Here is a 13080-nt window from a genome sequence, read left to right on the forward strand (position 1 = left end):
CGGCTTACCTCGCGTTACTGGCGCCAACCGGGGATTCCGGCTGAAGCTTCAGGTAGAAGTAGAACAGCACCAGGGTGATGACGATCAGCAACGCGGCGCCGGCGCTGGCCAGGCCCCAGTTGAGGAACGATTGCACCTGCTGAATGATGAACTCCGGCAGCATCATGTTCTGCGCCCCGCCCAGCAGCGCCGGGGTGACGTAGTAACCGAGCGACATCACGAATACCATCAACCCGCCGGATGCCAGACCCGGCCGGCACAGCGGCAGGAACACCCGGAAGAAGTTGGTCCACGGACTGGCGCCACAGATCGAGCCGGCCTGCAGGATCATCGGGTCGATGGCCTGCATGGTTGCCTGCAACGGCAGCACGATGAACGGGATCATGATGTAGCTCATGCCGATCACCACGCCGGTGAGGTTGTGCACCATTTCCAGCGGTTGATCGATGATGCCCAGCGCCATCAAGGCTTTATTGATGACGCCCGAGGCCTGCAACAGCACCAGCCAGGAGTAGGTGCGGGCGAGGAGGCTGGTCCACATCGACAGCAGCACGATATTGAGGATCCAGCGGCCCCAGCCGCGCGGCACCAGCGTGATCGCCCACGCCAATGGAAAGCCGAGCAACAGGCTGAACACCGTCACCAGTCCCGCCACCGAAAAGGTGTTGAACAGCACCCGCGCATACGCCGAGTTGGCGAAGAGTTGTTCGTAGTTGCCAAGACCCGGCACGGGCTCCAGCACTCCGCGCAACAGCAGACCAATCAACGGCGCCAGAAAGAACAAGCCGATAAACAACAGGGCCGGCGCTAGGTTGCCGGCGCCGCGCCAGCGTTGCTTGAGGGACGGGGCTGGCGCCATGGCACTGGCCTTTTTTCCGGCGGCCGACCCGGCAGCGCTTGCGGCGCTCCCGGTGGCAGTGGAAGGACGGGACGCGGTGGCCGCCATTTTCATTTGACCAGCCATTCGTTCCACCGTGTCGCGATGGCCTGGCCGTTCTTGGCCCAGTACGCGAAATCAAGAGTGATCTGATCCTTGGCATAGGCAGTCGGCAGGTTCGGGGCCAGCGTCGAGTCCAGACGCTGCACACTGTCGACGTTGACCGGGGCGTAGGCGGTCAGGTTGGAGAAATCCGCCTGGCCTTTGGCACTGCTGGCGCTGGCCAGGAACTTCATCGCCGCGTCCTTGTTTTTCGAGCCCTTTGGCACCACCAGAATGTCAGCCATGACCAGGTTCTGTTTCCAGCTCACGCCAACCGGGGCGCCGTCTTCCTGCAAGGCGTGAATCCGACCGTTCCAGAACTGGCCCATGCTCGCTTCACCGGAGGCCAGCAGTTGCTGCGACTGCGCGCCGCCGCCCCACCAGACGATGTCTCTCTTGATGGTGTCGAGTTTCTTGAAGGCGCGATCCAGGTCCAGTGGGTAGAGCTTGTCGGCCGGCACGCCGTCGGCGAGCAGGGCCAGTTCGAGCACGCCGGGGCTCGGCCATTTGTACAGGGCGCGTTTGCCGGGGTAGGTCTTGGTGTCGAACAGTGCGCTCCAGTCCTGGGGCTTGCTGGCGCCGAGTTTGCCCTCGTTGTAGCCGAGGACGAAGGAGAAGAAGAACGAGCCGACGCCGTAGTCGCTGACGAAACGCGGGTCGATCTTGTCGCGCTGAATCTGCTTGAAATCGAGGGGTTCGAGCAGGCCTTCGGAGGCGGCGCGCAGGGCGAAGTCGGCTTCGACGTCGACCACGTCCCATTGCACGTTGCCGCTTTCGACCATGGCTTTGAGTTTGCCGTAGTCGGTCGGGCCGTCCTGCACGACGGTGATGCCGCTGGCCTTGCTGAACGGATCGGCCCAGGCCTGTTTCTGCGCATCCTGGGTGCTACCGCCCCAGCTGACAAAGTTCACACTCTCGGCGGCCATCGCGGCCTGGCCGGTCACGCTCAGCAGTCCCGCAAGAAAGATCGCGGTTGCAGCTTTGTTCAACACCATTTTTACGCCCTCATTGTTGTGTTTTTGAGCGGGCCTTGCGTTGTTGCCCGCCTGTCGGGAGCAGTAGCTGGACGGTTTTTCAGGTCGTCCGGTCTATGGAATATCATATTATGGTATTCCAAACTTTGTGCAAGCACTTTGCCTTACCGGCTATCTGGCAAGCGGGGTTATTCGGTGAACGGAATGCTTTCGACTACCTCAAGATCGTAGCCAGTCAACCCGGCATATTTCAGCGGCGGCCCCAAGTGGCGCAGCTTGCCGACGCCGAGGTTCTGCAGAATCTGCGCCCCGGTGCCGACCTCCGAATAGATCCGCGATTGCGAGCGGCTGAACTGCCGTGGCGGCTGAGTCAGTTGCGGCACCCGCTCCAGCAACGCTTGCGACGACTCATGATTGGCCAGCACCACGACCACGCCATGCCCTTCGGCCGCGACCCGTTGCAGCGCCGCCCACAATGTCCAGTTCGTCGGTCCGCTGTACTCGGCGCCGACCAGATCCCGCAGCGGATCGATTACATGCACGCGCACCAGCGTCGGATCCTCGCGCCGCAATTCGCCCATGACCATCGCCATGTGCACGCCGCCCTCGATACGATCTTCGAATGTGATCAAGCGGAACGTGCCATGCACCGTCGGCAACTCCCGTTCGCCGATGCGCTCGATGGTGTGTTCAGTGCTCAGGCGATAGTGGATCAGGTCGGCGATGGTGCCGATCTTGATTCCGTGCTTGCGTGCGAATACTTCCAGATCCGGGCGGCGGGCCATGGTGCCGTCGTCGTTCATCACCTCGACGATCACCGAGGCGGGCGTGAAACCCGCCAGCCGTGCCAGATCGCAACCGGCCTCGGTGTGGCCGGCGCGGGTCAACACGCCACCTTCCTTGGCCCGCAGCGGAAAGATATGGCCGGGCTGCACCAGGTCTTCTGCGCAAGCATTGGGCGCCACCGCTGCGGCCACCGTACAAGCGCGGTCGGCAGCGGAAATGCCCGTAGTAACACCGACCGCCGCTTCGATGGAAACCGTGAACGCGGTACTGAACACGCTGCCATTGCTCGGCACCATCTGCTCAAGCCCGAGGCGCTGGCAATGGTCGTCGGTCAACGTCAGGCAAATCAGCCCCCGCGCCTCACGGGCCATGAAACTGATCGCCTCGGGGGTGCAACGGTCGGCGGCCAGCAGCAGATCGCCTTCGTTTTCCCGGTCTTCGTCATCGACCAACAGCACCATTTTGCCGAGGCGATAATCTTCGATGATTTCTTCGATGCTGTTGAAGGCCATGCTGGACTCTCGATGTGGGTGAAATTTGTGGTATACCATAATACAAATTAAACCGAGAGGTCACTATGAAGGCGTACTGGATTGCTCATGTGGACATCACCGATGCCGATCACTACAGCCAATACACCCAGCGCGCGCCGGAAGCGTTCGCAGAATTTGGTGCAAGATTTCTGGCCAGAGGCGGGCGCAGCGAAGCGATGGAAGGCCGGACGACGCCGCAGCGCAGCGTGGTGATCGAGTTCGACAGCTATGAACAGGCGGTGGCGTGCTACCACTCGGCGGCGTATCAGGAAGCGAAGAGTTACCGCGAGGAGTGGGCGAGGGCGGAGATCGTTATTGTTGAGGGCGTGCCGCCACTTTAAGAGACACCACCACACCCCTGTGGGAGCGAGCCTGCTCGCGAAGGCGACTTATCAGTCGATGCAAATGTTGAATGAACGACCGCTTTCGCGAGCAGGCTCGCTCCCACAAGTGGGCATGGGGTCTTCAACGCATGAAATGAATCTTACCGCTGTCGTCATTGCCCATGTACATGCCATACACCCCGGCCTGGCGTTCCTCGATGTAGCGTTCGAGGATCTGCCGGATCGCCGGGTAATAGATCTGCTCCCAGGGAATGTCTTCAGGGGCGAAGAATTTGCAGTCCTGCGTTTCCGTGCCGTACTGGCCGGTGATCTCCAGTGCGAGGGCGCGGAAGATGATGTAGACCTCGCTGATCTTCGGCACGCTGAAGATCGAATACGGCGAGACGATTTCCGCGCGCACGCCGCTTTCCTCCCATACTTCGCGCAGGGCGGCCTGTTCGGTGGTTTCGCCGCTTTCCATGAAACCGGCGGGCAGGGTCCAGGTGCCCGGGCGCGGGGGGATCGCCCGTTGGCACAAGAGGTATTTGCCGTCCTGCTCGATGATGCAGCCGGCGATGATTTTCGGGTTCACATAGTGGATGTAGCCGCAACCGCGACACATCAGGCGCTCGTGCGTATCGCCCGGCGGCACCTGCTGACCGAGGTCGGCACCACCGCATTTCGGGCAATAGCTCGGGCTGAACATGTCAGTGACCCATGCGTGGTTCTTTCAGCGCGATGGACAGGGTGATTTCCGGCGTGGCGCCGGTCTCTTCCTGCTTGCGCTTGAGATAGTCGAGCGCGACGGCAGCCGCAGCGCGCACGTGATCGACACATGCCTGGTGCGCCGCCAGCGGATCGCCGCTCTTGATCGCCTCGACCATTTTTTCCATTTCCTGGTTGCTCGCGCCGCGACGGTTTTCCTGGGACACCGATGTCGCTCGCAAGTAGCTGATGCGCGCCTGCAACTGACGCAACTGAGTGGCCGCCACATGGTTGCCCGAGCCTTCGAGCAGCACATCGTAGAAACCCTGCACCGAATCGATCACCTGTTGCAGCTCGCCATCCTTGAGCGCCTTGCGGTTCTCGTCGAGGGCTTTTTCCAGGGCCTTGATGTCCTTGGCTTTGGCGCGCAGGGTGAACAGCTGAACGATCAGGCCTTCGAGCACGCAACGCAGTTCATAAATGTCGACCGCATCGGCAAGGGTGATGATCGCCACGCGGGGGCCCTTGGCGTCGGCGAACTCCACCAGACCTTCGGATTCCAGGTGACGCAAGGCTTCACGCACCGATGTACGGCTGACGCCCAGGCGGTCGCACAGATCGCGCTCCACCAGGCGATCGCCCGGCAGCAGCTGGAAGTTCATGATGGCGCTTCGCAGTTTATCCAGCACGATTTCGCGCAGGGTGACGGGGTTGCGATTGACCTTGAAGCTGTCGTCGAGTGGCAGGCGTTTCATGGGGTCCGCTCTTTAAGTTGGCTGTCCATGCCAGACGGGCATTCAAACAGCCGAGGGGTTAACTGGAGGCCTCGGCGTCGGCTTCGGCGAAGGCTTCGCGGGCGAGCCGGAAACTGTCCACGGCTGCCGGGACGCCGCAATAAATACCGACCTGAAGCAGAATTTCGCGTATTTGCTCACGACTCAGGCCGTTACGCAAGGCGCCGCGCACATGCAGTTTCAGTTCGTGCGGACGGTTGAGCGCCGAGATCATCGCCAGGTTGATCATGCTGCGTTCCTTGAGCGACAGACCTTCGCGTCCCCAGACATGGCCCCAGCAGTATTCGGTGACCATTTCCTGCAACGGACGGGTGAAGTCGTCGGCGTTCTCGATCGAGCGCTGCACGTAGGCTTCGCCGAGCACCTGGGTGCGGATCTTCAGGCCCTTTTCGTACTTCTCGTTATTCATCATTACCCCTCACACCACCATTCCCTGTGGGAGCGAGCTTGCTCGCGATAGCGTCAGTTCCTGCAACATTGATGTCGACTGACACTACGCCTTCGCGAGCAAGCTCGCTCCCACAGGGTTTTGCATTATTTTCTCAAGTCAGGCTCGGCAACGCGCCAAGCTTGCCCTTGTGATAGATCATCGGCGTCACTGGCTGCTCCGGCAGGATCAGGTTCTTCACCGCGCCGACGATGATCGCGTGGTCGCCGCCGTCGTATTCGCGCCACAGTTCGCACTCGATGATCGCCGTGGCCCTGGCGAGGATCGGATTGCCGAGCTCGCTCAAATGCCAGTCGATGCCGTTGGCCTTGTCCTTGCCTTTGCCGGCAAAGGCGTAGGCTTCGGCGGTCTGGTCGGCGGACAGCAAATGGATCGCGAAACGCTTGCTGTCGCGCAGCACCGGGTAAGTGTCGGAAGCGTAGTTGGGGCAGAACAGCACCAGCGCCGGATCAATCGACAGCGCACTGAAGGCGCTGGCAGTGATGCCGACGATGCCGCCGTCAGGGTCGAGGGTGGTCACCACCGTGACCCCGGACGGAAACGAGCCCATGACGTCTTTGTAAATGCCGGGTTCGATCATGTCGCAGGACTCCTAGCGCATCACAAACGGATCAGGCATTGGTGCCTGAGAAAGATTGATCCACACCGTTTTCAGTTCGGTGTAGGCCAGCACCGAATCGATGCCGCTTTCGCGTCCATAGCCACTGTTCTTGAAGCCGCCGATCGGCGCCATTGCCGACACTGCGCGGTAGGTATTGACCCAGATGATCCCCGAGCGCACGTCCCGGGCCAGACGGTGGGCGCGGCCCAGGTCGCGGGTCCAGATGCCGGCGGCGAGGCCGAATTGCGAGTCGTTGGCAATCGCCAGGGCCTCGGCTTCGTCCTTGAACCGGATCACCGAGGCCACAGGGCCGAAGACTTCTTCCTGCATGATCTTCATCGAATTACGGTCGCATTCGAACAGCGTCGGCTCGTAAAACCAACCGTCGCCCACGCCGCTCGGACGCTTGCCGCCCAGACGCAGGCGTGCACCTTCAGCAATGGCATCGGCCACCAGACCTTCGACTACCGCCAGTTGCTGCGCGGTGGCCATCGGGCCCATTTCGCTGTTGTCGTCCTGCGGGTTGCCGATGCGGATGCGTTGGGCGCGTTCCACCAGTCGGCTGACGAATTCGTCGTAGATGTCGTCCTGCACCAGCAGTCGCGAACCGGACACGCAGCTCTGCCCGGACGCCGCGTAGATCCCGGCGATGGCGCCATTGATTGCGCTGTCGAGATCCGCATCGGCAAAGATGATGTTCGGCGACTTGCCACCCAGTTCCAGCGACAGCTTGGCGAAATTCTCGGCGCTGCTGCGCACCACATGCCGGGCCGTGGCGGCGCCGCCGGTAAAGGCGATCTTGCGGACAAGCGGGTGACAGGTGAGGGCGGCACCGGTGCTCGGACCGTAGCCGGTGACGACGTTGACCACCCCCGGCGGAATCCCGGCTTCTAGGGCCAGGCGCGCCAGCTCCAGAATGGTCGCCGAGGCGTGTTCGGAGGGTTTGATCACGATGGTGTTGCCCGCTGCCAGCGCTGGCGCCAGTTTGATCGCGGTCAGATAAAGCGGGCTGTTCCACGGAATGATCGCCGCCACCACACCCATGGCTTCGTGCACGGTGTAGGCAAACAGATCGGGCTTGTCCAGCGGCAGGGTGCCGCCTTCGAGCTTGTCGGCAAGGCCGGCGGTGTAGTGGAAAAACTCCGGCAGATAACCGACCTGACCACGGGTCTCACGAATCAGTTTGCCGTTGTCGCGGCTTTCCAGTTGCGCCAGTTGTTCCTTGTTTTCGGCGATCAGGTCACCGAGACGACGCAACAGTTTGCCGCGCGCGGTGGCGGTCAGGCCGCGCCATGCCGGGCTGTCGAAGGCGGTCTGCGCGGCTTGCACGGCGCGTTCGACGTCGGCCTCATCGGCGTCTGGCAGTTCGGCCCAAGGCTCGGCCAGCGCCGGGTTAAGGCTTTCGAAGGTCTTGCCGGAGAGGGCGTCGACCCATTCTCCGCCGATGCACATCTGGAAGCGTGCGAGTGTCATGCAACGATCCCCTTTATATGATTTTGTCGGGCGTGTGCGGTTTCGAGAAATTCCAGCAGCAGTTGATTGACCAGTCGCGGCGACTCTACCGGCATCATATGCCGTTGTTCGGGCAGCACGGCAACCTTCGCCCCGGGAATGCGTGCCGCCAGCTGCGCGGCCATTTCCGGGGTCGATCCGGGGTCCAGCTCGCCGGTGGCGATCAGCGTCGGCGCCTGAATGCTGCCCAGATCGTCGGCGCGGTACATGTCCTGGGTGGCGAACAATTCATAAGTGGTCAGGTAACCCTGCGGGTCATTGCCGGCGAGGGTCTGGCGGATCGCGGCGATCTGCGCCGGGTTGGCCGCCTGATATTCACGGCTGAACCAGCGCGACAGCGCCGCTTCGGCATTTGCGTCCGGCCCGTGTTCGGCCGCTTGCGCGGTGCGGGCAATGACCCCGGCGCGCTGTTCTTCGCTGCGGTTGAACACGCTGTTGAGCACTACCAGGCTTTTCAGGCGCTGCGGAAAATGCAGGGCAAACGCCCGCGCCACCAGACCGCCCATGGAAAAACCGATCACCGATGCCAGCGGCAATTGCAGGTGGTCGAGCAGTTCCAGCAACTGATCGGCATAACCGAGCAGGGTGGTGCCGCTGGCCGGTCGCGGACTGGCGCCGTGCCCGAGCATGTCATAGGCGATCACCCGGTATTGCGCGGCCAGGCCAACGATCTGGCCGCCCCACATTTCTTTGTTCAGGCCCACGCCGTGGATCAACACCACGGGGTGGCCCTGGCCGGTCGCCAGATAACTGGTGCCGGCCGGGGTGAGTTCAGCGGTATGCCGAATCATGGAGCGCTCCTGCAATGCCTTTTTATTGTGCTGACCGGGCTTTTTCGGCGGCCAGTTCTTCCAGATCGATGTAGCGGTTGCCGATGCGCGGGTGCAGACGACCACCGTCGGCGCAACCCAGCACAACGACGATTTCATCGGCACGGGGGGCGTCTTCGATCTGCATTTCCAGGGTGATGTAGTGCGAGCGCAGGCCTTCGTCGTCCTTGTGCATCATCGGTATCTGGATCGAAGTACCGGGACCGCCGCGCTTGTTGGTGAAGCTCAGGTAACTCTTGGCCTTGACCGCTTCGCGGTAGTGGTTGCCGAAGCGCAGGGTGTGGATTACCGCCGAGGCGTGCTCGATTTCGCCATCGGCGCCGACCACTGCCGCTTTGCCATAGGCCTCGATCTTCTCGGCGCCGCCAATGATGCCCACCAGTCGCTCTACCATCATTGCGCCCAGGTCAGAGCAGTTGGCGCGGATCTGCGGCTTGAGGTCTTCGACAAAGCCGTTGCCGACCCACGGGTTCTTCATCACGACGGCCAGGCCAGCCATGGTCACCGGGGTGTCGGACGTCTTGCCGCCTTCAATGAAGGTCTCTTCGACATAGCTGACGATCTTGCGAATTTCGAAACTCATGCGCTGCTCCGTAGGGGATAAAGAGTGTCTGTGCGTCTGATGGTATACCATAATACCGATCGCGCAAGTCCCCTACACAAGATTCCCTTCCATCAGTCGGACGAATGCCCGCGCATTCAGCCTCTAGCGCAACCACGAACACACCAGCATTCCCCTGTGGGAGCGAGCAGGCTCGCGAAAGCGGTGGCTCAGCCAGTGATGATGCTGACTGCAGCGCCGCCTTCGCGAGCAGGCTCGCTCCCTCACTGGAATTCATTCGCAACACCAGCTTGCGCGGTTAACAAAAGATAACGTTGCGCCGATTGTCAGACGTTTCGAATGCCCGATAGGATGAGCCAGCTTCCGAAGTGGCTCTGGGTTGCGGGTTTCAGGACTATGCTTCTGACCAACCGTCGCTGGAGCACGCTTGCGGCGCCCTTGAAGGCCGAACGGCCTAACAATAATAAATAGGGGAAGGTCTATGAGTCGTTGCCGCCCGCCGGCGTTACGCAACACCGCGTTGCTGGCCACAGCACTCTCTCTGCTGGGCTTTGCCAGCCTGTCGGCGCCTGTCCTGGCTGCCGAAGCGCCCGCCGATGTGGTCTACGCCATCGAATCGGCCAAGGCCCCGAAAAGCCTGATGCTCGATGTCGTTCACGCCGGCGCACGGCTGGTGGCGGTCGGGGATCGCGGGCACATTCTCTACTCCGACGACCAGGGCAAGATCTGGACCCAGGCCAAGGTGCCGAGCCGTCAGTTGCTGACGGCCGTGTATTTCGTTGATGACAAGCATGGCTGGGCCGTCGGCCATGACGCGCAGATTCTCGCCAGTGAAAACGGCGGCCAGACCTGGACCAAACAGTTCGAAGACCTCAAGCGCGAATCGCCGTTGCTCGACCTCTGGTTCAAGGACCTCGACAACGGTCTTGCCGTGGGTGCCTACGGCGCCTTGCTGGAAACCACCGACGGCGGCAAGAACTGGCAAGATGTGAGCGACCGCCTCGACAACCAGGACCAGTTCCACCTCAACGCCATTGCTGCCGTCAAGGACGCCGGGCTGTTCATCGTGGGCGAGCAGGGCGCGATGTTCCGTTCCGCCGACTGGGGCCAGAGCTGGGAAAAAATCGAAGGCCCGTATCAGGGCTCGCTGTTCGGTGTGATCGGCACTGCCCAGCCTTCCACGCTGCTGGCCTACGGGCTGCGCGGCAACCTCTATCGCTCCACCGACTTCGGCAGCACCTGGCAGCAGATCGAACTCAAGGCGGCGCGCGGTGCGCTGGAGTTCGGCCTGTCCGGCGCCACACGGCTCGACGATGGCTCCATCATCATCGTCGGCAACGGCGGCACGGTGATCAGCAGCAGCGACAACGGTGAAACCTTCAGCGTGTTCAACCGCCCGGATCGCATCTCGCTGTCGTCGGTCACCGCCGCCGGCAACGGCAACCTGATCCTGAGCGGGCAGGGTGGCGTCCACACCACCACTCCAGACGGCACCGAGCTGGGCAAATGAGCCGAATCCATAATAAGAAGGCGGGGCTATGACTTCCTTGAGCACTCATCATCAGGACAAGGCGACGTTCCTCGAACGCCTGATCTTCAACAACCGCCCGGCAGTGATCGTGATCTGCCTGCTGGTCAGCATCTTCCTGTTCTGGCAGGCCACACTGATCCGGCCGTCCACCAGCTTCGAAAAAATGATCCCGCTCAAGCATCCGTTCATCGAGAAGATGATGGAGCACCGCAACGATCTGACGAACCTGGGCAACACCGTGCGCATTTCGGTGGAAGCGAAGGATGGCGACATCTTCACCAAGGAGTACATGGAGACCCTGCGCCAGATCAACGACGAGGTGTTCTACATCTCCGGCGTCGACCGTTCCGGCCTGAAGTCGCTGTGGAGCCCGAGCGTGCGCTGGACCGAAGTGACAGAGGAAGGTTTCGCCGGCGGTGAGGTGATCCCGCAGAGCTACGACGGCTCCCAGGACAGCCTCGACATGCTGCGCAACAACGTGCTCAAGTCGGGTCAGGTCGGGCGTCTGGTGGCCAACGACTTCAAATCGAGCATCGTCGACATCCCGCTGCTGGAGTCCTACCCGGACCCGCAGGACCAGGGCAAGCTGCTGGCGCTGGACTACCGCCAGTTCTCCCATGAACTGGAAGACAAGATCCGCAACAAGTTCGAAGCCCAGAACCCCAACGTCAAGATCCACATCGTCGGTTTCGCCAAGAAGGTCGGTGATCTGATCGACGGCCTGGTGATGGTGGTGATGTTCTTCGGCGTGGCGTTCGTCATCACTCTGATCCTGCTGCTGTGGTTCACCCACTGCCTGCGCAGTACCGTGGCCGTGTTGAGCACCACGCTGGTGGCGGTGGTCTGGCAGCTGGGGTTGATGCACTTCTTCGGTTTCGGCCTCGATCCGTATTCGATGCTGGTGCCGTTCCTGATCTTCGCCATCGGCATTTCCCACGGCGTGCAGAAGATCAACGGTATCGCCCTGCAATCAAGCGAAGCGGATAACGCCCTGACTGCCGCACGGCGCACGTTCCGGCAACTGTTCCTGCCGGGGATGATCGCGATTCTCGCCGATGCGGTGGGCTTCATCACATTGCTGATCATCGACATCGGCGTGATCCGTGAGCTGGCCATCGGCGCGTCCATCGGCGTGGCGGTGATCGTGTTCACCAACCTGATCCTGCTGCCGGTGGCGATTTCCTATGTCGGCATCAGCAAGCGGGCCATCGCCAAGAGCAAGAAGGACGCGAACCGCGAGCACCCGTTCTGGCGCCTGCTGTCGAACTTCGCCAGTGCGAAAGTCGCACCGGTGTCCGTCGCGCTGGCGCTCATCGCCTTCGGTGGCGGCCTCTGGTACAGCCAGAACCTGAAGATCGGCGACCTCGACCAGGGCGCGCCGGAACTGCGTCCGGACTCGCGCTACAACAAGGACAACAACTTCATCATCAACAACTATTCCACCAGCTCCGACGTACTGGTGGTGATGGTCAAGACCAAGGCAGAAGGCTGCTCGCGCTATGAAGCCATGGCGCCGATCGACGAGCTGATGTGGAAGATGCAGAACACCGAGGGCGTGCAGTCGGCGATCTCGCTGGTGACCGTGTCCAAGCAGATGATCAAGGGCATGAACGAGGGCAACCTGAAATGGGAAACCCTGTCGCGCAACCCGGATGTGTTGAACAACTCCATCGCCCGTGCCGACGGCCTGTACAACAACAGTTGCTCGCTGGCGCCGTTGCTGGTGTTCCTCAACGATCACAAGGCCGAGACCCTGGATCGTGCGGTGAAAGCCGTGCAGGAATTCGCCAGGGACAACAACAAGGACGGTCTGGAGTTCATCCTCGCGGCCGGTAACGCCGGGATCGAAGCGGCCACCAACGAAGTCATCAAACAGGCCGAGCTGACCATCCTGATTCTGGTGTACATCTGCGTGGCGGTGATGTGCATGATCACCTTCCGTTCCTGGGCGGCGACCCTGTGCATCGTGCTGCCACTGGTACTGACCTCGGTGCTGGGCAACGCGCTGATGGCGTTCATGGGCATCGGCGTCAAGGTCGCAACCCTGCCGGTGGTTGCGCTGGGCGTGGGGATCGGCGTGGACTACGGCATCTACATCTACAGCCGTCTGGAAAGTTTCCTGCGTGCCGGTCTGCCGTTGCAGGAAGCCTATTACCAGACCCTGAAATCCACCGGTAAGGCGGTACTGTTCACCGGTCTGTGTCTGGCCATCGGTGTGTGCACCTGGATCTTCTCGGCGATCAAGTTCCAGGCCGACATGGGCCTGATGCTGACCTTCATGCTCTTGTGGAACATGTTCGGTGCGCTGTGGCTGTTGCCGGCGCTGGCCAAGTTCCTGATCAAGCCTGAGAAGCTGGCGGGGCAGAAGGGCAATTCTCTGTTTGCTCACTGATCGGCGAGTCTGAAACGACAAAGCCGCAACCCAAGGGTTGCGGCTTTTTTTGTGAGGCAAGATCAAAAGCCCCTCACCCTAGCCCTCTCCCCGAGGGAGAGGGGACCGAC

At 61.5% G+C, this 13080-nt stretch carries 13 protein-coding genes; 3 read left to right on the plus strand and 10 right to left on the minus strand.

The window, feature by feature from the left end:
* Positions 1–4 precede the first annotated feature (4 nt).
* The 3 genes from BBF94_RS15350 to ribBA all read right to left on the minus strand — a co-directional run bounded on the left by BBF94_RS15350 (position 5) and on the right by ribBA (position 3251).
* Positions 5–952 (minus strand): ABC transporter permease, encoded by a 948-nt coding sequence (locus tag BBF94_RS15350; protein WP_065259836.1) that lies wholly within the window; start codon positions 950–952, stop codon positions 5–7.
* Complete coding sequence (locus BBF94_RS15355) at positions 949–1974, minus strand: ABC transporter substrate-binding protein (RefSeq protein WP_065259837.1); 1026 nt, start codon at positions 1972–1974, stop codon at positions 949–951. The genes BBF94_RS15350 and BBF94_RS15355 overlap by 4 nt, the downstream gene beginning before the upstream one ends.
* 167 nt (positions 1975–2141) lie before the next feature.
* The gene (ribBA, locus tag BBF94_RS15360; RefSeq protein ID WP_065259838.1) at positions 2142–3251 is read right to left on the minus strand and encodes a bifunctional 3,4-dihydroxy-2-butanone-4-phosphate synthase/GTP cyclohydrolase II; all 1110 of its coding nucleotides are present in this window, start codon (positions 3249–3251) and stop codon (positions 2142–2144) included.
* 65 nt (positions 3252–3316) lie between these two features.
* Between ribBA and BBF94_RS15365 the strand changes: the two genes are divergently transcribed.
* On the plus strand, positions 3317–3613 hold the full coding sequence (locus tag BBF94_RS15365) for a DUF1330 domain-containing protein (RefSeq protein ID WP_065259839.1): 297 nt from the start codon (positions 3317–3319) through the stop codon (positions 3611–3613).
* Positions 3614–3737: 124 nt separating this feature from the next.
* On the opposite strand, the gene BBF94_RS15370 is transcribed toward BBF94_RS15365, so the two are convergent.
* The 7 genes from BBF94_RS15370 to BBF94_RS15400 all read right to left on the minus strand — a co-directional run bounded on the left by BBF94_RS15370 (position 3738) and on the right by BBF94_RS15400 (position 9068).
* On the minus strand, positions 3738–4301 hold the full coding sequence (locus BBF94_RS15370) for an NUDIX hydrolase (protein ID WP_065259840.1): 564 nt from the start codon (positions 4299–4301) through the stop codon (positions 3738–3740).
* Between the two features lies 1 nt (position 4302).
* Positions 4303–5055, minus strand: a complete 753-nt coding sequence (locus BBF94_RS15375; protein WP_065259841.1) for a GntR family transcriptional regulator — start codon at positions 5053–5055, stop codon at positions 4303–4305.
* A 58-nt stretch (positions 5056–5113) separates the two neighbouring features.
* On the minus strand, positions 5114–5503 hold the full coding sequence (locus BBF94_RS15380) for a carboxymuconolactone decarboxylase family protein (RefSeq protein WP_065259878.1): 390 nt from the start codon (positions 5501–5503) through the stop codon (positions 5114–5116).
* Positions 5504–5636: 133 nt separating this feature from the next.
* Positions 5637–6122 (minus strand): flavin reductase family protein, encoded by a 486-nt coding sequence (locus BBF94_RS15385; RefSeq protein ID WP_065259842.1) that lies wholly within the window; start codon positions 6120–6122, stop codon positions 5637–5639.
* 12 nt (positions 6123–6134) lie between these two features.
* Complete coding sequence (locus BBF94_RS15390; protein ID WP_065259843.1) at positions 6135–7616, minus strand: aldehyde dehydrogenase; 1482 nt, start codon at positions 7614–7616, stop codon at positions 6135–6137.
* Positions 7613–8446, minus strand: coding sequence for an alpha/beta fold hydrolase (locus BBF94_RS15395; protein ID WP_065259844.1), 834 nt, complete (start codon positions 8444–8446; stop codon positions 7613–7615). The genes BBF94_RS15390 and BBF94_RS15395 overlap by 4 nt, the downstream gene beginning before the upstream one ends.
* Positions 8447–8468: 22 nt before the next feature.
* On the minus strand, positions 8469–9068 hold the full coding sequence (locus BBF94_RS15400) for an amino acid synthesis family protein (protein WP_065259845.1): 600 nt from the start codon (positions 9066–9068) through the stop codon (positions 8469–8471).
* Between the two features lie 460 nt (positions 9069–9528).
* Here BBF94_RS15400 and BBF94_RS15405 point away from each other — a divergent pair, with 460 nt between their 5' ends.
* Together BBF94_RS15405 and BBF94_RS15410 are read left to right on the plus strand one after the other, a co-directional pair.
* Positions 9529–10557 carry a WD40/YVTN/BNR-like repeat-containing protein gene (locus BBF94_RS15405; protein ID WP_065259846.1) on the plus strand — a complete coding sequence of 343 codons (1029 nt, stop codon included), beginning with the start codon at positions 9529–9531 and terminating at the stop codon, positions 10555–10557.
* A 28-nt stretch (positions 10558–10585) separates the two neighbouring features.
* A complete protein-coding gene (locus BBF94_RS15410) occupies positions 10586–12970 on the plus strand; it encodes an efflux RND transporter permease subunit (RefSeq protein ID WP_065259847.1) in 2385 nt (794 codons plus the stop codon).
* The last annotated feature ends 110 nt before the right edge of the window (positions 12971–13080 follow it).

It is taken from the genome of Pseudomonas bananamidigenes (assembly GCF_001679645.1).
In the GTDB taxonomy this organism is placed as follows: Bacteria; Pseudomonadota; Gammaproteobacteria; order Pseudomonadales; family Pseudomonadaceae; genus Aquipseudomonas; species Aquipseudomonas bananamidigenes.

Excerpts from the sequence above, each read along its gene's own strand:
- BBF94_RS15395 (WP_065259844.1), bottom strand. The coding sequence starts at position 8,446 with ATGATTCGGCATACCGCTGAACTCACCCCGGCCGGCACCAGTTATCTG.
- BBF94_RS15385 (WP_065259842.1), bottom strand. The coding sequence starts at position 6,122 with ATGATCGAACCCGGCATTTACAAAGACGTCATGGGCTCGTTTCCGTCC.
- BBF94_RS15375 (WP_065259841.1), bottom strand. The coding sequence starts at position 5,055 with ATGAAACGCCTGCCACTCGACGACAGCTTCAAGGTCAATCGCAACCCC.
- BBF94_RS15390 (WP_065259843.1), bottom strand. The coding sequence starts at position 7,616 with ATGACACTCGCACGCTTCCAGATGTGCATCGGCGGAGAATGGGTCGAC.
- BBF94_RS15380 (WP_065259878.1), bottom strand. The coding sequence starts at position 5,503 with ATGAATAACGAGAAGTACGAAAAGGGCCTGAAGATCCGCACCCAGGTG.
- BBF94_RS15365 (WP_065259839.1), top strand. The coding sequence starts at position 3,317 with ATGAAGGCGTACTGGATTGCTCATGTGGACATCACCGATGCCGATCAC.
- BBF94_RS15400 (WP_065259845.1), bottom strand. The coding sequence starts at position 9,068 with ATGAGTTTCGAAATTCGCAAGATCGTCAGCTATGTCGAAGAGACCTTC.
- BBF94_RS15355 (WP_065259837.1), bottom strand. The coding sequence starts at position 1,974 with ATGGTGTTGAACAAAGCTGCAACCGCGATCTTTCTTGCGGGACTGCTG.
- BBF94_RS15350 (WP_065259836.1), bottom strand. The coding sequence starts at position 952 with ATGAAAATGGCGGCCACCGCGTCCCGTCCTTCCACTGCCACCGGGAGC.
- BBF94_RS15410 (WP_065259847.1), top strand. The coding sequence starts at position 10,586 with ATGACTTCCTTGAGCACTCATCATCAGGACAAGGCGACGTTCCTCGAA.
- ribBA (WP_065259838.1), bottom strand. The coding sequence starts at position 3,251 with ATGGCCTTCAACAGCATCGAAGAAATCATCGAAGATTATCGCCTCGGC.
- BBF94_RS15370 (WP_065259840.1), bottom strand. The coding sequence starts at position 4,301 with ATGTTCAGCCCGAGCTATTGCCCGAAATGCGGTGGTGCCGACCTCGGT.
- BBF94_RS15405 (WP_065259846.1), top strand. The coding sequence starts at position 9,529 with ATGAGTCGTTGCCGCCCGCCGGCGTTACGCAACACCGCGTTGCTGGCC.